17 protein-coding genes are annotated in these 15,949 nt (G+C 59.6%); 11 read left to right on the top strand and 6 right to left on the bottom strand.

Annotated features, from left to right (window positions below; all coding sequences use genetic code 11):
• The first annotated feature begins 182 nt into the window (after positions 1–182).
• Together J7E41_RS20315 and J7E41_RS20310 are read left to right on the top strand one after the other, a co-directional pair.
• Entirely contained in the window at positions 183–854 is a 672-nt protein-coding gene (locus J7E41_RS20315) for a response regulator (RefSeq protein WP_214995604.1), read from the top strand.
• Entirely contained in the window at positions 847–2,232 is a 1,386-nt protein-coding gene (locus J7E41_RS20310; protein ID WP_214995602.1) for a sensor histidine kinase, read from the top strand. The genes J7E41_RS20315 and J7E41_RS20310 overlap by 8 nt, the downstream gene beginning before the upstream one ends.
• Here J7E41_RS20310 and J7E41_RS20305 read toward each other — a convergent pair whose 3' ends face one another.
• Both J7E41_RS20305 and J7E41_RS20300 read right to left on the bottom strand, forming a co-directional pair.
• Complete coding sequence (locus tag J7E41_RS20305) at positions 2,233–3,054, bottom strand: HDOD domain-containing protein (RefSeq protein WP_214995600.1); 822 nt, start codon at positions 3,052–3,054, stop codon at positions 2,233–2,235.
• A 37-nt stretch (positions 3,055–3,091) separates the two neighbouring features.
• The gene (locus J7E41_RS20300) at positions 3,092–4,033 is read right to left on the bottom strand and encodes a YgfZ/GcvT domain-containing protein (RefSeq protein ID WP_214995598.1); all 942 of its coding nucleotides are present in this window, start codon (positions 4,031–4,033) and stop codon (positions 3,092–3,094) included.
• Between the two features lie 138 nt (positions 4,034–4,171).
• Between J7E41_RS20300 and J7E41_RS20295 the strand changes: the two genes are divergently transcribed.
• Together J7E41_RS20295 and J7E41_RS20290 are read left to right on the top strand one after the other, a co-directional pair.
• Positions 4,172–4,426 carry a succinate dehydrogenase assembly factor 2 gene (locus tag J7E41_RS20295; protein WP_155584976.1) on the top strand — a complete coding sequence of 85 codons (255 nt, stop codon included), beginning with the start codon at positions 4,172–4,174 and terminating at the stop codon, positions 4,424–4,426.
• Positions 4,410–4,862 (top strand): hypothetical protein, encoded by a 453-nt coding sequence (locus J7E41_RS20290; RefSeq protein WP_214995596.1) that lies wholly within the window; start codon positions 4,410–4,412, stop codon positions 4,860–4,862. Before J7E41_RS20295 ends, J7E41_RS20290 begins: the two co-directional genes overlap by 17 nt.
• Here J7E41_RS20290 and nadB read toward each other — a convergent pair.
• Positions 4,831–6,447, bottom strand: coding sequence for an L-aspartate oxidase (gene nadB / locus J7E41_RS20285; protein ID WP_214995594.1), 1,617 nt, complete (start codon positions 6,445–6,447; stop codon positions 4,831–4,833). The genes J7E41_RS20290 and nadB overlap by 32 nt on opposite strands.
• Before the next feature lie 471 nt (positions 6,448–6,918).
• Between nadB and rpoE the strand changes: the two genes are divergently transcribed.
• The 4 genes from rpoE to J7E41_RS20265 all read left to right on the top strand — a co-directional run bounded on the left by rpoE (position 6,919) and on the right by J7E41_RS20265 (position 10,769).
• The gene (gene rpoE, locus J7E41_RS20280) at positions 6,919–7,500 is read left to right on the top strand and encodes an RNA polymerase sigma factor RpoE (protein WP_003172477.1); all 582 of its coding nucleotides are present in this window, start codon (positions 6,919–6,921) and stop codon (positions 7,498–7,500) included.
• A gap of 32 nt (positions 7,501–7,532) precedes the next feature.
• Positions 7,533–8,120 (top strand): sigma-E factor negative regulatory protein, encoded by a 588-nt coding sequence (locus J7E41_RS20275; RefSeq protein WP_214995592.1) that lies wholly within the window; start codon positions 7,533–7,535, stop codon positions 8,118–8,120.
• Between the two features lie 16 nt (positions 8,121–8,136).
• Complete coding sequence (locus J7E41_RS20270; protein WP_214995590.1) at positions 8,137–9,096, top strand: MucB/RseB C-terminal domain-containing protein; 960 nt, start codon at positions 8,137–8,139, stop codon at positions 9,094–9,096.
• A 236-nt stretch (positions 9,097–9,332) separates the two neighbouring features.
• On the top strand, positions 9,333–10,769 hold the full coding sequence (locus J7E41_RS20265; RefSeq protein ID WP_214995588.1) for a DegQ family serine endoprotease: 1,437 nt from the start codon (positions 9,333–9,335) through the stop codon (positions 10,767–10,769).
• A 73-nt stretch (positions 10,770–10,842) separates the two neighbouring features.
• On the opposite strand, the gene J7E41_RS20260 is transcribed toward J7E41_RS20265, so the two are convergent.
• On the bottom strand, positions 10,843–12,276 hold the full coding sequence (locus tag J7E41_RS20260; protein WP_214995587.1) for a M48 family metalloprotease: 1,434 nt from the start codon (positions 12,274–12,276) through the stop codon (positions 10,843–10,845).
• Between the two features lie 96 nt (positions 12,277–12,372).
• Between J7E41_RS20260 and J7E41_RS20255 the strand changes: the two genes are divergently transcribed.
• The gene (locus J7E41_RS20255; RefSeq protein ID WP_214995585.1) at positions 12,373–12,612 is read left to right on the top strand and encodes a sulfurtransferase TusA family protein; all 240 of its coding nucleotides are present in this window, start codon (positions 12,373–12,375) and stop codon (positions 12,610–12,612) included.
• A gap of 41 nt (positions 12,613–12,653) precedes the next feature.
• Positions 12,654–13,724, top strand: coding sequence for an AI-2E family transporter (locus J7E41_RS20250; protein WP_214995584.1), 1,071 nt, complete (start codon positions 12,654–12,656; stop codon positions 13,722–13,724).
• 40 nt (positions 13,725–13,764) lie between these two features.
• Here J7E41_RS20250 and J7E41_RS20245 read toward each other — a convergent pair whose 3' ends face one another.
• Together J7E41_RS20245 and J7E41_RS20240 are read right to left on the bottom strand one after the other, a co-directional pair.
• On the bottom strand, positions 13,765–14,238 hold the full coding sequence (locus J7E41_RS20245; protein ID WP_155584969.1) for a peroxiredoxin: 474 nt from the start codon (positions 14,236–14,238) through the stop codon (positions 13,765–13,767).
• 10 nt (positions 14,239–14,248) lie between these two features.
• Positions 14,249–14,809: a glycine cleavage system protein R gene (locus J7E41_RS20240; RefSeq protein WP_003172487.1), complete on the bottom strand. Its 561-nt coding sequence runs from the start codon at positions 14,807–14,809 to the stop codon at positions 14,249–14,251.
• A gap of 261 nt (positions 14,810–15,070) precedes the next feature.
• Here J7E41_RS20240 and dapA point away from each other — a divergent pair, with 261 nt between their 5' ends.
• Positions 15,071–15,949: a 4-hydroxy-tetrahydrodipicolinate synthase gene (gene dapA, locus J7E41_RS20235; RefSeq protein ID WP_169353358.1), complete on the top strand. Its 879-nt coding sequence runs from the start codon at positions 15,071–15,073 to the stop codon at positions 15,947–15,949.

Raw genomic sequence — 15,949 nt, 5'->3', positions numbered from 1 at the left:
CGGTGAAATAGCTCGGCAGACGTAACCCACCGTGGCTGGATGCTAAAGGGCGAAGCTTTCACTAACCTTTCAGTGGTCTTTCAATGTTTTCGGGCTTCACAGCGCAGGTAGCGCCTGTAAACTCGCGGGCGAGTTGGTCAACAAAGGGCGGCGCCGTCCACCCCTGAACGAGGTACAGATCCATGCGTGTCCTTCTGGTCGAAGACCATTTGCAGCTAGCCGAAAGTGTCGCCCAGGCGCTCAAGAGCACGGGTTTGACCGTCGATGTGCTGCACGATGGGGTGGCGGCGGACCTGGCCTTGAGCAGCGAGGAATATGCAGTGGCAATCCTCGATGTGGGCCTGCCGCGCATGGATGGTTTTGAGGTGCTGGCGCGTTTGCGGGCCCGCGGGAAAAATCTTCCGGTGTTGATGCTGACGGCCCGCAGCGATGTGAAAGATCGGGTCCACGGTCTGAACCTGGGTGCTGACGACTACCTGGCCAAGCCTTTTGAACTCACTGAACTGGAAGCCCGGGTCAAGGCCTTGCTGCGTCGCAGTGTATTGGGCGGCGAGCGCCAGCAGACGTGCGGCGTCTTGGTATATGACCTGGATACGCGACGCTTCACCCTGGGCGGCGAGCTGCTGACCTTGACCTCTCGCGAGCAGGCGGTGCTGGAAGCCTTGATCGCCCGACCGGGCCGGGTCATGAGTAAGGAGCAGTTGGCGTCCCAGGTGTTTGGTCTCGATGAAGAAGCCAGCCCCGACGCGATCGAAATCTACGTCCACCGCCTGCGCAAGAAACTCGACGGCCAGCCGGTGGCCATTGTCACCTTCCGTGGCCTGGGCTATTTGCTGGAAGCTCGCGATGCATAAGCCCAGCAGCCTGCGCTGGCGCTTGCTGTGGAACTTGGCGCTGTTGTTGGTGGTGTTGATGCTGGCCAGCGGCCTGAGTGCTTATTGGAATGGTCGCGAAGCAGCGGACACGGCTTATGACCGCACGTTGCTGGCCTCGGCGCGGACCATTTCCGCCGGCCTGTCCCAACGTGACGGCACCCTCAGCGCCGACGTGCCCTATGTGGCCCTGGACACGTTCGCCTACGACAGCGCCGGGCGGATTTACTATCAGGTCAATGACATTAACCAGAAGCTGATTTCCGGCTACGAAAACTTGCCAGGCCCGCCACCGGGCACTTTGCGCACTGACGATTACCCCGCCCTGGCGCGCTTCTACAATGCCCGCTATCAGGGGCAGAACGTGCGGGTGGTGAGCCTGCTCAAGGCGGTGTCGGAGCCGAACATGAACGGCATGGCGGAAATACGCGTGGCGGAAACCGACGAGGCACGGGTCAGCATGGCCCGCAGCCTGATGGCCGATACCTTGTTGCGTCTGGGAATGCTGGCCATTGGCGCCTTGCTGCTGGTGTGGTTTGCGGTAAGCGCGGCGCTGCGCCCGCTGGAGCGTTTGCGCACGGCGGTAGAAGAGCGCCAGCCAGATGATTTGCGGCCCTTGCCGCTGGTGGAAGTGCAGCATGAACTGGGGCCGCTGGTACGGTCACTGAACCACTTCACCGAACGCCTGCGAGGGCAGTTCGAACGCCAGGCGCAGTTTATTGCCGATGCCGCCCATGAGTTGCGCACCCCGCTGGCGGCGCTCAAGGCCCGGCTGGAGTTGGGCTTGCGTGCCGAAGATCCTGCCACCTGGCGCACCACCCTGGAAACGACGGCACAGGGGACCGATCGCTTGACCCACCTGGCCAATCAATTGCTGTCCCTGGCCCGTATCGAAAACGGTGCCCGGGCGATTGCCGAGGGCGGTGCGCAGTTGCTGGACTTGAGCCAGTTGGCCCGTGAGTTGGGCATGGCGATGGCACCGCTGGCCCATGCCCGGGGCGTTGCTCTAGCGTTGGAAGCAGAAGAACCGGTGTGGTTGCGGGGCGAACCGACGTTATTGAACGAGTTGCTGAGCAACCTCGTGGACAACGCCCTGGCCCACACACCGCCGGGCGGCAATGTGATCCTGCGGGTCACGGCGCCAGCGGTGCTGGAAGTGGAAGACGATGGGCCGGGAATCCCGCTGGATGAGCGGGATCGGGTGTTCGAGCGCTTTTATCGGCGTAATCAACAGGGTATGGGTTCGGGGCTGGGTCTGGCGATTGTCGGGGAAATTTGCCGGGCGCATCTGGCGCAGATCAGTCTGCATGACGGTGAGTTGGCGGGGTTGAAAGTACGGGTGAGCTTTAACGCGGGATAGTCAGTAAAACATCGAACGCGCTTCATCCAGGTCGGTACTGAAGGTGCGGCTTTGCGGGTCGATGCGCAGCTTTTTGAAGGCCGGCAAGGTCGACAGTGGCACCGTGGCCAGCGGGTGATCAGTGCCTTTGTGGCAATACAGAACCGCTACCTGGACCACATCGATGTAATCGAGTTTTTCAGAGTCGCGTGTCAGGTCCAGGTATTGCCCCGGCACGTCCACCAACATCTGCGGAAAGTCCCAGACCCGCAGCAGTTTGTCCCCCAGCAGCGGGTGGATGCTTTCAATCACATGGTTGAGGCTGACCGGGTCGGCCAACAGCTCGTAGCGATCTTCGGCATAGGTCAGGATCGGCAGCACGCCAATCTGATGCACCAGGCCGCCGAGGGCCGCTTGGTCAGCTTTCAGTTGGCTGTGATGACGACACAGGGCATAGCTGACGCCCGCCACTTCCAGGCTGCGGCGCCAAACATCACGCATCTTCTGTTCGACGACATCGGAGCGGGCGTGGAAGATCTGCTCCATCACCAGGCCAATGGCCAGATTGCTGCTGTAATTGGTGCCCAGCCGGGTGATGGCGGTGTGCAGGTCGGTGACTTCCTGGGTTGCTCGCAGCAACGGGCTGTTGACCACTTTGATCAGCCGCGCCGACAGGGCGGTGTCGCGGCTGATCACCTTGCTCAAACGGCTGATGCTGATCTCCGGGTCTTCCGCGGCCTGACGAATTTTCAGGGCCACTTCCGGTAACGTTGGCAGAACCAGGTCATCGTTATCGATGGCCTCAACCAAAGCCTGTTGGACTTTTTCCGCCAGCTTGTTCATTTCTAATCTCTAGGGTGCTGCAAAAAAAGTACGGCGATTAACGCTGGATCTCACGATCACGGTCCAGTGAGTAGGGCAGGTCGAGCAACTGCAGGCCTGGTCCTTCCAGCGTGCCCACATGCACATCGCCGGCGTCTGCTGCTTCGGCTTGCAGCACCGCTAGAAGTTCAATCGTTTGATCGGCCCGCGCGGCGATCACTACCTCGCCGATGGCACTGTTATGGTTGGGTGAAAACAGTGGCGTACCAGGCTCGGGTAACTCGCTGGCGTTCAGGCTCAGTCGATAGAGGCGGCGCTTGAGCTTGCCCAGGTATTGCATGCGGGCAACGATTTCCTGGCCGGTGTAGCAGCCTTTCTTGAAGCTGACACCGCCAACGGCTTGCAGGTTGAGCATCTGGGGGATGAACAGTTCGCAGGTCTGGGCCATGACCTGGCCGATACCGGCGCGGATCTGACCCAGCAGCCACTGATTCAGATCACCTTCTTTCAAGTGCGCGGCCAGTTGGCTGCGCACGGTGTCGGCTTGTGTGGCAGGTGCCCAGAGTTCGGCGCGGCCAGGGGAGACACGAATGGCGATCAGCTCGTCAGTACGGGCGACGCTGTCGGTTTCAGGCGGCAGTGCCAGGCCCAGGCTGACCAGCGTCGAATCCGCATCCGCGAGGCCGAAACGCACCCAGGCGGTGCTTTCGTCGGTCAGTTTGGATTTGGAAAATACGGCGTACTTCTTCAGGTCCGCCAGTTGCGGCTCCAGCAGTTCACTGGCCATGGCCAGCAGCACGCCGTCACCTTGCAACAGGATGCGAAAGCTCGACTGCATGCGGCCTTTCTGGGTGCAGCGGGCGCCGAGGCTGGCCTGGGTGTCGCTCAGGTAATTGAGGTTGCAGGTCAGTTGTCCCTGCAGGAACTTGGCAGCGTCAGCGCCGCGGACGGCAAGAACGCCTTCGTGGGACAGGGGGCAGAAGAAAGCAGAGTCAGCCATGGGTCATCGCAGGTTGAAAAGTTATGAGTGCATCATAGAGGGGCGTCCGGCAAATGGGTAGTTTCCATATGCCGACCAAAGCCGACTGTTCCGAGCTTCTTGGGCCTGTATACTTGCGCTCTATTTGAGGAGCGCTCCATGGTCGAAGATGTAGAACTCAATCGCCTGTACTGGCACAGCCGTCGTGGCATGCTTGAGCTGGATGTGTTGCTGGTACCGTTCGTCAAGGAGGTCTATGCGCACCTCAATGACGTCGACCGTGAATGCTACCGCAAGCTGCTGGAATGCGAAGATCAGGACATGTTCGGCTGGTTCATGGAACGGGCCGAATCGGAAGATCCGGAGCTGCAGCGCATGGTTCGGATGATTCTGGATCGTGTCCAGCCCAAGTAATAGCTTCGAATGCCGCTGGCAGGCCTCACGGCTGTTGCTGGTGGCGTATCTCCTCGCCCAGCTGTTCGCGCTGGGTGCATTGATGGTGCTTGCCGTTTCCCTTTGGGCTGCCGTGCTGGGCGCCATTCTTTGCCTGGCTCATGCGGGCTGGGTCCTGCCGCGTCATATCCTGCTGACTCACCGTTCGTCGATTCGCGGCTTGCGTCGTGATGCTGACGGGTGGCAGCTCTGGAGCCCCGAGCGGGGCTGGCACAACGTGCAACTGCGCCCCGACAGCCTGGCGTTGCCGTTGATCGTGGTGCTGCGCTTTCGCGTGCGGGGAGAGTGGTGGGTACGGTCGATCTGTGTGCCGAGGGATTCGCAGGTCGCCGATGTGCATCGGCGCCTGCGGGTGCGCTTGAAGTTCAGTCGCCGTAGGTGGCTGGCACCAGAATAGTGTCCCGGGCCTCGGGCAGCATCTGTGGGTAATCGAGGGTGTAATGCAGGCCTCGGCTCTCCTTGCGCTCCATGGCTGAGCGGATCATCAATTCGGCTACTTGGGCCAGGTTGCGCAGCTCGATCAGGTCGCGGCTGACCTTGTAGTTGCTGTAGAACTCGTCGATCTCATCCAGCAACAATCGCACCCGGTGCTGGGCCCGTTGCAGGCGCTTGTTGGTGCGCACAATCCCTACGTAGTCCCACATGAAGCGCCGTAGCTCGTCCCAGTTGTGAGCGATGATCACGTCTTCGTCGGAGTCGGTGACCTGGCTGGCGTCCCAGCGGGGCAGGGCGGCGGGCACCGGGATACGCGGCAATTGTTCGAGGATGTCGGCCGCCGCAGAACGGGCATAGACGAAACACTCCAGCAGTGAGTTGCTGGCCATGCGGTTGGCGCCGTGCAGGCCGGTGAAGCTGGTCTCGCCGATGGCATACAGGCCAGGCACATCAGTGCGGCCTTGCTGGTCGACCATCACGCCACCACAGGTGTAGTGTGCCGCCGGGACCACCGGGATCGGGCCTTTGGTGATGTCGATGTTGAACGCCAGGCAGCGCTCGTAGACTGTCGGGAAGTGCGTCTTGATGAACGCTTCGGGTTTGTGGCTGATGTCCAGGTAGACGCAGTCGATGCCCAGGCGCTTCATCTCGTGGTCGATGGCGCGGGCCACGATATCCCGAGGTGCCAGCTCGGCCCGTGGGTCGAAGCGCTGCATGAAGCGTTCGCCATTGGGCAGTTTCAGGTGTGCGCCTTCACCACGCAGGGCTTCGGTGATCAGGAAGCTCTTGGCTTGCGGGTGATACAGGCAGGTGGGGTGGAACTGGTTGAACTCCAGGTTGGCCACCCGACAGCCCGAGCGCCAGGCCATGGCGATGCCATCACCGCAGGCGCCATCGGGGTTGCTGGTGTAGAGGTAGACTTTGGCCGCGCCGCCCGAGGCCAGGATGGTGAACCGGGCGCCGTAGGTGTCGACCTCACCGCTGCCACGGTTGAGCACGTAGGCGCCGAGGCAGCGTTCGCCCGGCAGGCCCAGGCGTTTTTCGGTGATCAGGTCGACGGCGACTCGCTGTTCCAGCAGTTCGATGTTGGGGCGTTGTCGGGCCTGGGCGAGCAGTGTCTTGAAAATGGCTGCACCCGTGGCATCGGCAGCATGGATGATGCGCCGATGGCTGTGGCCGCCTTCGCGGGTCAGGTGGAACTCGAAACCACCGTCGTCGGTGCCGGACTCTTCGTCGCGGGTGAAGGGCACGCCCTGGTCGATCAGCCACTGGATAGCTTCGCGACTGTGCTCGACGGTAAAGCGCACCGCGTCTTCGTTGCACAGGCCACCACCGGCGTTAAGGGTGTCTTCAACGTGGGACTGCACGGTGTCGGTGTCATCCAACACCGCAGCGACACCGCCTTGGGCCCAGAAAGTCGAGCCATTGGCCAGGTCGCCTTTGCTCAGTACGGCTATGCGCAGATGGCTCGGCAAGGTCAGTGCGAGGCTTAATCCCGCTGCACCGCTGCCAATCACCAGAACATCGTGTTGAAACTGTTGGCTCATTTGAAGGATTCCGCAAAAAGCGATCCGAAGGGTTGGCGCAAACAGGACGCCTGGATCGGCGAATCAAAGGGTCACACGGCCCACTAGTATATAGAGGGGGGGATCGGCACAATAGCCGGGCATTCGTGGCATTGTGAGACTACTGTCAACGAACTGCACGGCTTTCAGAAACGGCCTGGTGTGAGTGGGGGGAACTTTTTGCATGAGCCCCGACTCAATAGCAGGTTGCCCTAAAGCTGGGAAAGCGTTGGATTTACTGATCGGCCTTGAGTATGGGGCGTGTCAGAAAACTGACGGAAAGATTATTCGCGCAGCCGGGGTTGCCCGTGCTGCGTTTTTCGTGTGTGCCAAAACAGTGCGCACCGGAAACTTGCTTGGAGGGGGAGAACTTTTGCGAAAAGCCCGAGTCTATGTTTGCAAGCCTGATCGTTTAGTTATGCAAGCCTCCTCCAGGTACAACGAGGAGTGTTCATGCTAACCCAGGAAGAGGATCAGCAGCTGGTCGAGCGTGTTCAGCGCGGCGATAAGCGAGCATTTGATCTGCTAGTGCTGAAATACCAGCACAAAATTCTCGGGTTGATCGTGCGGTTTGTGCACGACACCCATGAAGCCCAGGATGTTGCGCAGGAAGCCTTTATCAAGGCGTACCGTGCACTTGGCAATTTTCGCGGTGACAGTGCGTTTTACACGTGGCTATACCGCATCGCCATCAACACGGCGAAGAACTATCTGGTGTCTCGCGGCCGCCGCCCACCCGATAGTGATGTGAGTTCGGAAGATGCAGAATTTTACGATGGTGATCACGGCCTCAAAGATCTCGAGTCGCCGGAGCGTGCATTGCTGCGCGACGAGATTGAAGGCACGGTCCATCGAACTATTCAGCAACTACCAGAAGATTTGCGTACGGCATTAACTTTACGTGAGTTCGATGGTCTGAGTTACGAAGACATTGCGAGCGTCATGCAGTGTCCGGTGGGGACCGTTCGCTCCCGGATTTTCCGGGCCCGGGAAGCCATCGATAAAGCCCTGCAGCCGTTGTTGCAGGAAAACTAAAGACAGCGGCGACAGCCAAGAGAGGAACCGCCATGAGTCGTGATGCCCTGCAGGAATCGCTGTCCGCAGTGATGGATAACGAAGCGGATGAACTGGAACTTCGTCGAGTGCTTAATGCATTTGACGACGCCGAAACCCGTGATACCTGGTCTCGTTACCAAGTCGCTCGGGCGGTGATGCACAAGGATCTACTAATCCCTCGTCTGGATATTGCTGCGGCCGTTTCTGCTGCACTGGCTGATGAAGCCGTTCCGGCAAAGGCTGCTCGCGGTCCTTGGCGTAGCCTGGGTCGTCTGGCAGTAGCTGCCTCGGTGACCGTGGCAGTATTGGCGGGTGTTCGTCTGTACAACCAGGACGAAATCGCCGGTGCCGAATTGGCCCAGCAAACCCAGCAACCGGTCATGGCCGGTCCGCAGGTCAAGGGCCCGGCAGTACTGGCGGGTTACAAGGAAAGCTCTGACGCTACCGGGCCAATGGCCAATGGTGTGCTTCAAGGTCAATCCGGCTGGCAGGATCAGCGTCTGCCAGGTTACCTGCGCCAGCACGCCCAGCAATCGGCGCTCAAAGGCACCGAAAGCGCTCTGCCATACGCCCGCGCTGCAAGCCTGGAAAACCGCTAAACCGCTAAGGAGCCTTATGCGCGCCATACCGCTCCTTGCGCTCTTGCTCAGTGGCTGGTTTGCAGTGCCCGCCCATGCCGACGAAGCCCAAGACTGGTTGACTCGTCTTGGGCGTGCAGAGCAGCAGCAAAGCTTCCAGGGCACCTTCATCTACGAGCGTAACGGTAGTTTTTCTACCCATGACATCTGGCATCGCGTCCAGAATGGTCATGTCCGTGAACGGCTGTTGCAGCTCGACGGCTCAGCCCAGGAAGTTGTGCGTGTCGATGGACGTACCCAGTGCGTCAGCGGCACTTTGGTTGCCGGACTCGGCGACTCACCTGACTCCTCCGCCCGCGCTCTTGATCCACAAGCACTTAAAGCGTTCTACGACCTTGCCGTGATTGGCAAGTCGCGCGTCGCCGGCCGTAACGCCGTGATCGTGGCTCTGACTCCCCGCGACCAATACCGTTATGGCTTCGAGCTGCATCTGGACCGTGAAACTGCGCTGCCATTGAAATCCTTGTTGCTCAACGATCAGGGGCAGTTGCTGGAGCGTTTCCAGTTCACTCAATTGAACACCTCCGATGTGCCCGACGATCAGGAGTTGCAGCCCAGCAGCGACTGTAAGCCGGTGGTGGCCTCCAGCACTAAAGAGTCGGAAGTTGATACCCCTCAAACCTGGAAGCTGGATTGGTTGCCGCCGGGCTTCCAACTAACCGGCAGTCGCGCCCGCAAGGACTCCCGGACCAACGTTATCGTCAGCAGTCTGATGTATGGCGACGGGTTGGCGCGCTTTTCGGTGTTTTTTGAGCCGCTCAACGGTGCGGCGGTCACCGAGACTCGCACCCAGTTGGGGCCGACAGTGGCCGTTTCACGGCGCCTGACCGATCCTGAGGGTGAAATGATGGTGACGGTGGTTGGCGAAATTCCCATCGGTACCGCCGAACGAATCGCCCTGTCCGTACGCAGCGGTAAGACGCCCGACAAGCCGTGAGTCGTTAATCCTATGTTCATCCCGATATTTCACAGTTGCGCAGGAGAAAGTCGATGCCTGCTGAGAACATGAAATGTCTGGACAGCATTTTCACTTGCAAAATGTTCCCATGTTTTTTATAGGTCAGGGCTTCTCGGCTCTGGCCTTGTTTTGTTCGCGGAACAAAAATGTCGGGCGCAGTTTCCGGCGTTTATTGAACCCTGTCGCTCAACCCTGCTCGTCGTAACGGGAGCTGTATGTCGATACCACGTTTGAAGTCTTACCTATCCATAGTCGCCACGGTGCTGGTGCTGGGTCAGGCCGTTACCGCGCAAGCGGCCGAGCTGCCTGATTTCACCCAACTGGTGGAGCAGGCGTCGCCTGCGGTGGTTAACATCAGTACCACCCAGAAGCTGCCGGATCGCAAAGTCTCCAATCAGCAGATGCCTGACCTTGAAGGCCTGCCGCCCATGTTGCGGGAGTTTTTCGAGCGTGGGATGCCACAACCGCGCTCGCCCCGTGGCGGCGGTGGCGGCCAGCGTGAAGCACAATCCCTGGGGTCGGGCTTCATCATCTCGCCAGATGGCTACATCCTTACCAATAACCACGTGATCGCCGATGCCGACGAGATTCTCGTGCGCCTGGCTGACCGCAGCGAACTCAAGGCCAAGCTGGTTGGCACTGATCCTCGCTCTGACGTGGCCTTGTTGAAGATCGAAGGTAAAGACCTGCCAGTGCTGAAACTGGGCAAGTCCCAGGACCTGAAAGCCGGGCAGTGGGTAGTTGCCATCGGTTCGCCGTTTGGTTTTGACCATACTGTGACCCAGGGCATTGTCAGCGCTATCGGCCGCAGCCTGCCGAACGAAAACTACGTGCCGTTCATTCAGACCGACGTGCCGATCAACCCGGGTAACTCCGGTGGTCCGCTGTTCAACCTGGCGGGTGAAGTAGTCGGTATCAACTCGCAGATCTACACGCGTTCCGGTGGTTTCATGGGTGTGTCCTTTGCGATCCCGATCGACGTGGCCATGGACGTTTCCAATCAGTTGAAAAGCGGTGGCAAAGTCAGTCGCGGCTGGTTGGGCGTGGTGATCCAGGAAGTGAACAAGGACCTGGCTGAGTCCTTCGGCCTGGACAAGCCGGCCGGTGCTCTGGTCGCACAGATTCAGGACGATGGTCCGGCTGCCAAGGGTGGCCTGCAAGTAGGTGATGTGATCCTGAGCATGAACGGCCAGCCAATCGTCATGTCGGCTGACTTGCCGCATCTGGTGGGCGCGCTCAAGGCGGGCAGCAAGGCCAATCTGGAAGTCATCCGCGAAGGTAAGCGTCAAGCTGTCGAGCTGACCGTAGGTGCCATTCCGGAAGAAGGTTCGACACTTGATGCCTTGGGCAACAAGTCCGGTGCCGAGCGCAGCAGCAATCGCCTTGGCATTGCCGTGGTCGAGTTGACCGATGAGCAGAAGAAGAGCTTCGACCTCAAGAGCGGTGTGGTGATCAAGGAGGTTCAGGACGGTCCTGCTGCCTTGATCGGCCTGCAGCCGGGTGATGTCATCACTCACCTGAACAACCAGGCCATCAACTCCACCAAGGAATTCACCGACATCGCCAAGGCGTTGCCGAAGAATCGCTCGGTGTCGATGCGTGTCCTGCGTCAGGGTCGTGCCAGCTTCATTACCTTCAAGCTGGCTGAGTGATCCGCTAGCCGCAGCCCAATAAAAAGCCCCGCTCTCCGGTATCGGAAGCGGGGCTTTTTTGTGGGCGAGAGGTTTAGCTCATCATCCCCTTGACCAGTCGCTCCTGCTCGATCAGCTCGCGCTGGCGGGCGTCGATACGTGACGACAGTGGGAAGTTGCTGCCGGCACGGCGCTTGGCGAAGTCCAACTGCTGAATGGCCTGTTGGAAGTCACCCACCAATGCGAAGTATTCGGCCCGGGCTTGATGCAGGCCAATGATATTGCCTGACAAGCCGCGAGTTTCCGCGACTTGGTACCAGACGTCTGGGTCGTCGGGGCGAGACTTGAGCAAACCCTCCAGGGCCTTTTCCGCATCAGCGGTGCGATTTTGCTTGAGCAGCAGATCCACTCGGACCTGATTCAGCGGATAGTTGCTTGGGTATTGGGCCAGCATCCGGTCTGTGCGCTGCTGGGCATCAGGCAGGCGGTTGTTGGTGATATCCAGTTCGATCTGCGCCAGGTTGTAGATGATGTCGTTGGGAGCCTTGGCCAGCAGTGGCTTGAGGTTCTCCCTGGCATCATTAAGCTGAATGCCTTTGATCTGGGCAATGGCCAGACCGTAGCGCGCCACGTCGTTCTTCGGATTTTCATCCAGTTGAGCGCGGAAGCGTTTGGCCGCCAGCCCCGGGGTGTCTTCGTAATGCAGCTGAACCCGGGCGCGAATCAGTTGATAGCGCAGGCTGTCTTCCTTGCCGCCGGGCTTGGACTGTTCGGCGCGGTTGCGGGTGTCGGCGATCCGCGATTCGGTTACCGGGTGAGTCAGCAGGAACTCCGGTGGTTTGGCGTCGAAACGGTATTGGCGCATCAGGCGTTCAAACATGGTCGGCATGGAGCGTGGGTCGTAGCCGGCTTTCTCCAGATTGAGAATGCCGATACGGTCCGCCTCTTGTTCGTTTTGCCGGGAGAACCGCCGTTGCTCCTGGATCGCTGCCGCCTGGCTGCCGGCAATCGCGGCAATACCTGCGTCGCCGGCACCCGCGGCAGCGGCGATGATGCCGCCGAGCAGGACTGCCATCATCGGGAGTTGCATGCGCTGCTGCGCTTCCATGCCCCGGGCGAAGTGGCGCTGGGACAAGTGAGCCAATTCGTGGGCCAGCACCGAGGCGTACTCGCCTTCGGTCTGGGCATTGAGGAACAGGCCACCGTTGACCCCGACAATGCCGCCAGGCGCCGCAAAGGCGTTCAACTGCGGGCTGTTGATCAGAATGAATTCCAGTCGCCGGTCGTTGACCTGGCTGGTCTCCACCAGTTTATAAACGCTGGTTTCGACGTAGTCCTTGAGCTGCGGGTCATTAAGTTGCGAGACCTGGCCACGCAGATAAGCCAGCCACGCTCGGCCCAGTTGGTATTCCTGTTGTGGCGAGACAATGGCAGAACTGGCGTCGCCAAGTGACGGCAGCTCGTCAGCGAAGCCTGGAGAGGCAAGCAGGCAAGCCAGCGTCAGCAGGGTAGGGCGCAAAAAAGTCATGCACAAAGCCTTTCGACAAAGAGCTTACTGTAGCCGGACACTGAGCTTCGGACCAGATATTCTAAGCGGCCCCCGATGCCCTCCCGGAGTAAAACCATGACTGACGCTGTAGCCTTTGATGCCGAACTCGATGCCAGTGGCCTCAACTGTCCGTTGCCTCTGCTCAAGGCCAAGCTGGAGCTTAATCGGCTGGCCAGCGGCGCGGTACTCAAGGTGATTGCGACGGACGCGGGTTCCCAGCGGGATTTCCGGACCTTTGCCAAGCTGGCCGGCCATACGTTGCTGCATGAAGAAGACGAAGCCGGTGTCTATCTTTATTGGTTGCGCAAGGCCTGAAGCCTTTTGAGTGTGCCTGTCCCATTACCTGAGGTCGATTGATGTTCAAAGTGTTACGTGACTGGATTCAGCGCTACTTCTCCGACGAAGAAGCCGTAGTGCTGGCCGTCCTGCTGTTTCTGGCCTTCACTGCCGTACTGACCTTGGGCGGCATGCTGGCGCCTGTCCTGGCGGGCATGGTGCTGGCTTACCTGATGCAAGGCCTGGTGACTATCCTGGAACGTTTGCGACTGCCCGGCGGGGCGGCGGTGGGCCTGGTATTTGCCTTGTTCATGGGCGTGCTGCTGGTGTTTATCGTGGTGGTCGTGCCGCTGTTGTGGCATCAGGTGATCACCCTGTTTAACGAACTGCCGGGCATGCTCGCCAAGTGGCAGTCGCTGTTGCTGTTGTTGCCTGAACGCTATCCGCATCTAGTGTCGGACGAGCAAGTGTTGCAGGCCATTGAGGTGGCGCGGGGCGAGATCGGAAAGTTCGGGCAATGGGCGCTGACATTTTCCCTGTCCAGCCTGCCGCTGTTGGTCAACATCATGATCTACCTGGTACTGGTGCCGATCCTGGTGTTCTTTTTTCTCAAGGACCGGGAAATGATCGGTCGCTGGATGCGTGGTTACCTGCCACGGGAGCGGGCGCTGATTACCCGTGTGGCCCAGGAAATGAACCGACAGATCGCCAACTACATTCGTGGCAAGGTCATTGAAATCTTTATTTGTGGTGGCGTGACCTACATCGGCTTTGTCGCGTTGGGGCTCAATTACGCGGCCCTGTTGGCACTGCTGGTGGGTGTGTCGGTGGTGGTGCCCTATGTCGGTGCCGTGGTGGTGACGGTGCCGGTGCTGCTGATTGCGTTGTTTCAGTGGGGCTGGAGCGACCAGTTCATCTACCTGATGGCGGTCTACGGCATCATCCAGGTCCTGGATGGCAACGTGCTGGTGCCGCTGCTGTTCTCCGAGGCGGTGAACCTGCATCCGGTGGCGATCATCTGTGCGGTGTTGTTGTTTGGCGGGCTGTGGGGCTTCTGGGGGGTGTTCTTTGCGATTCCCCTGGCAACGCTGTTCAAGGCCGTGCTGGACGCGTGGCCGCGGCAGGAGCCGGTTGTCGCGCCGTTGCTTTAAACCTGTAGGCGCGAGGTCGCTCCTACAGGTTGGACTCGGATCAGGCTTTACTCAAAGCCTGCGCCGCCGCTAAAACAGCGTCTACATGGCCTGGTACCTTCACACCACGCCATTCCTGACGCAGCACCCCATCCTTGTCGATGAGAAAGGTGCTGCGATCAACACCCAGGTATTCCTTGCCGTACAGCTTCTTCAGCTTGATCACATCAAACAGTTGGCAAACAGCCTCGTCCTTGTCGCTGATCAGTTCGAAGGGGAATTCCTGCTTGCCCTTGAAGTTCTCATGGGACTTAACGCTGTCCCGGGACACGCCGAACACTTCAGTGTTGGCGGCCTTGAACGCTGCGTACTGGTCACGGAAACCCTGGCCTTCGGTGGTGCAACCCGGGGTGCTGTCTTTCGGGTAGAAGTAGATCACCACTTGCTTGCCCTTGAGTCCGGAAAGGCTGAAGGTCTGCCCGCTGGTGGCCTGGGCTTCGAAGTCGGCTACCGGTTTGTCGATGACTACAGCCATGAAAACTTCCTTACATTGGGTTCTGTGGGCGCCATGGCTCGATCAGTGCGTCGAGGTTCAGGGCATCGGCGAAATCCAGGAACTGGTCGCGCAGCCAACTGATCTGTACGCCGGCCGGCAAGGTCACGGTGAAAGTGGCATTAAGCATGGTGCCGCCGGTTTGTGGGGCCTGGTAGGTATCGCAGGTCAGGTTTTCCAGCTCGACGTTATGGTCGATAAAGAACTGGCACAGCTCGTTGACGATGTCCGATCGGTAGGCCGAGCTGACATAGGCCACGTAGGGCAGGGCCTGAGGACGATTCTCCAGTGCTGCACTGCGTACCACGTTGACGGTGAAATCATGTTTCTTGGCCAGGCCCGGCAAGCCGGTTTCCAAACGTGCCAGGGCATCCCAGGTTCCGGAAATCTGCAGGACCAGCGCGCTGCACTCGCCATGGCGGGTCAGGCGGGAGGTCACGACGGCGCAGCGATTTTCATGGCTGGCGCGACACAGGACGTTAGTCAGCTCCATGGGGTTGGCGCCAAGGGCACTGATGACAAGGAATTGTTCGCGAACTGTGGGGGTGGACATGCAGCCTTCCTAAAGCGATGAGCGGTCGATACGATGACAGCGGTATCAATCAAAGGATGAAGGGTAGCGAAAACCATCGCCAAGGGCTAGGAGGTGGCGTTTTCATTGCGTTATCGGCTGCATCAAACCCTCCTTTGCCTCAATGATGGCATTGCGAGCGACTAAGTTGATCCATAACGCGTACTCATACGGTACTTCGCTTGTGCAAGCATCTTGGCGCCAGTACCATTACCGCTCTCTTTTTCCGGCAGGAGCGGTTGCATGATTGCGGGCAGTATGGTGGCACTGGTCACACCCATGGATGCACAAGGTAATCTCGACTGGGACAGCCTGGGCAAACTGGTGGACTTCCACCTGCAAGAGGGCACCAACGCCATTGTGGCGGTCGGCACCACGGGTGAATCGGCCACGCTTGATGTGGAAGAACACATCAAGGTGATCGAGTACGTGGTCAAGCGCGTTGCAGGGCGTATTGCCGTGATCGCTGGCACAGGCGCCAATTCGACCCGCGAAGCGATCGAATTGACCAAAAACGCCAAGAAAGCCGGCGCTGATGCCTGCCTGCTGGTGACGCCGTACTACAACAAGCCGACCCAGGAAGGCCTGTACCAGCATTTCCGCACCATTGCCGAAGCCGTAGACATCCCGCAGATCCTCTACAACGTGCCCGGTCGTACCGCATGCGACATGAAGGCCGAGACAGTGATTCGCCTGTCCACCGTGCCGAATATCATCGGTATCAAGGAAGCCACTGGCGACCTGCAACGTGCCAAGGACATCCTGGCCGGTGTGAGCAGCGACTTCCTGGTGTACTCCGGTGACGACGCGACTGCCGTCGAACTGATCCTGCTGGGTGGCAAGGGCAACATCTCGGTGACCGCCAACGTTGCGCCGCGCGCCATGAGCGAGTTGTGCGCCGCTGCCATCGCCGGTGACGCCGTCACTGCTCGTGCGATCCACGAGAAGCTGATGCCGCTCAACAAGAACCTGTTTATCGAATCCAACCCTATTCCCGTGAAATGGGCGCTGCATGAGATGGGCCTGATGCCGGACGGTATCCGTCTGCCGCTCACCTGGCTCAGCGAAGCCTGTCACGAACCGCTGCGACAGGCCCTGCGCCAGTCCGGCGTCCTGGTTTAA

The organism is Pseudomonas fluorescens, assembly GCF_018614655.1.
Lineage (GTDB): Bacteria > Pseudomonadota > Gammaproteobacteria > Pseudomonadales > Pseudomonadaceae > Aquipseudomonas > Aquipseudomonas fluorescens_BX.
This window is presented reverse-complemented; position numbering and strand designations above follow the sequence as displayed.

Excerpts from the sequence above, each read along its gene's own strand:
- J7E41_RS20315 (WP_214995604.1), top strand. The coding sequence starts at position 183 with ATGCGTGTCCTTCTGGTCGAAGACCATTTGCAGCTAGCCGAAAGTGTC.
- J7E41_RS20310 (WP_214995602.1), top strand. The coding sequence starts at position 847 with ATGCATAAGCCCAGCAGCCTGCGCTGGCGCTTGCTGTGGAACTTGGCG.
- J7E41_RS20305 (WP_214995600.1), bottom strand. The coding sequence starts at position 3,054 with ATGAACAAGCTGGCGGAAAAAGTCCAACAGGCTTTGGTTGAGGCCATC.
- J7E41_RS20300 (WP_214995598.1), bottom strand. The coding sequence starts at position 4,033 with ATGGCTGACTCTGCTTTCTTCTGCCCCCTGTCCCACGAAGGCGTTCTT.
- J7E41_RS20295 (WP_155584976.1), top strand. The coding sequence starts at position 4,172 with ATGGTCGAAGATGTAGAACTCAATCGCCTGTACTGGCACAGCCGTCGT.
- nadB (WP_214995594.1), bottom strand. The coding sequence starts at position 6,447 with ATGAGCCAACAGTTTCAACACGATGTTCTGGTGATTGGCAGCGGTGCA.
- rpoE (WP_003172477.1), top strand. The coding sequence starts at position 6,919 with ATGCTAACCCAGGAAGAGGATCAGCAGCTGGTCGAGCGTGTTCAGCGC.
- J7E41_RS20275 (WP_214995592.1), top strand. The coding sequence starts at position 7,533 with ATGAGTCGTGATGCCCTGCAGGAATCGCTGTCCGCAGTGATGGATAAC.
- J7E41_RS20270 (WP_214995590.1), top strand. The coding sequence starts at position 8,137 with ATGCGCGCCATACCGCTCCTTGCGCTCTTGCTCAGTGGCTGGTTTGCA.
- J7E41_RS20265 (WP_214995588.1), top strand. The coding sequence starts at position 9,333 with ATGTCGATACCACGTTTGAAGTCTTACCTATCCATAGTCGCCACGGTG.
- J7E41_RS20260 (WP_214995587.1), bottom strand. The coding sequence starts at position 12,276 with ATGACTTTTTTGCGCCCTACCCTGCTGACGCTGGCTTGCCTGCTTGCC.
- J7E41_RS20255 (WP_214995585.1), top strand. The coding sequence starts at position 12,373 with ATGACTGACGCTGTAGCCTTTGATGCCGAACTCGATGCCAGTGGCCTC.
- J7E41_RS20250 (WP_214995584.1), top strand. The coding sequence starts at position 12,654 with ATGTTCAAAGTGTTACGTGACTGGATTCAGCGCTACTTCTCCGACGAA.
- J7E41_RS20245 (WP_155584969.1), bottom strand. The coding sequence starts at position 14,238 with ATGGCTGTAGTCATCGACAAACCGGTAGCCGACTTCGAAGCCCAGGCC.
- J7E41_RS20240 (WP_003172487.1), bottom strand. The coding sequence starts at position 14,809 with ATGTCCACCCCCACAGTTCGCGAACAATTCCTTGTCATCAGTGCCCTT.
- dapA (WP_169353358.1), top strand. The coding sequence starts at position 15,071 with ATGATTGCGGGCAGTATGGTGGCACTGGTCACACCCATGGATGCACAA.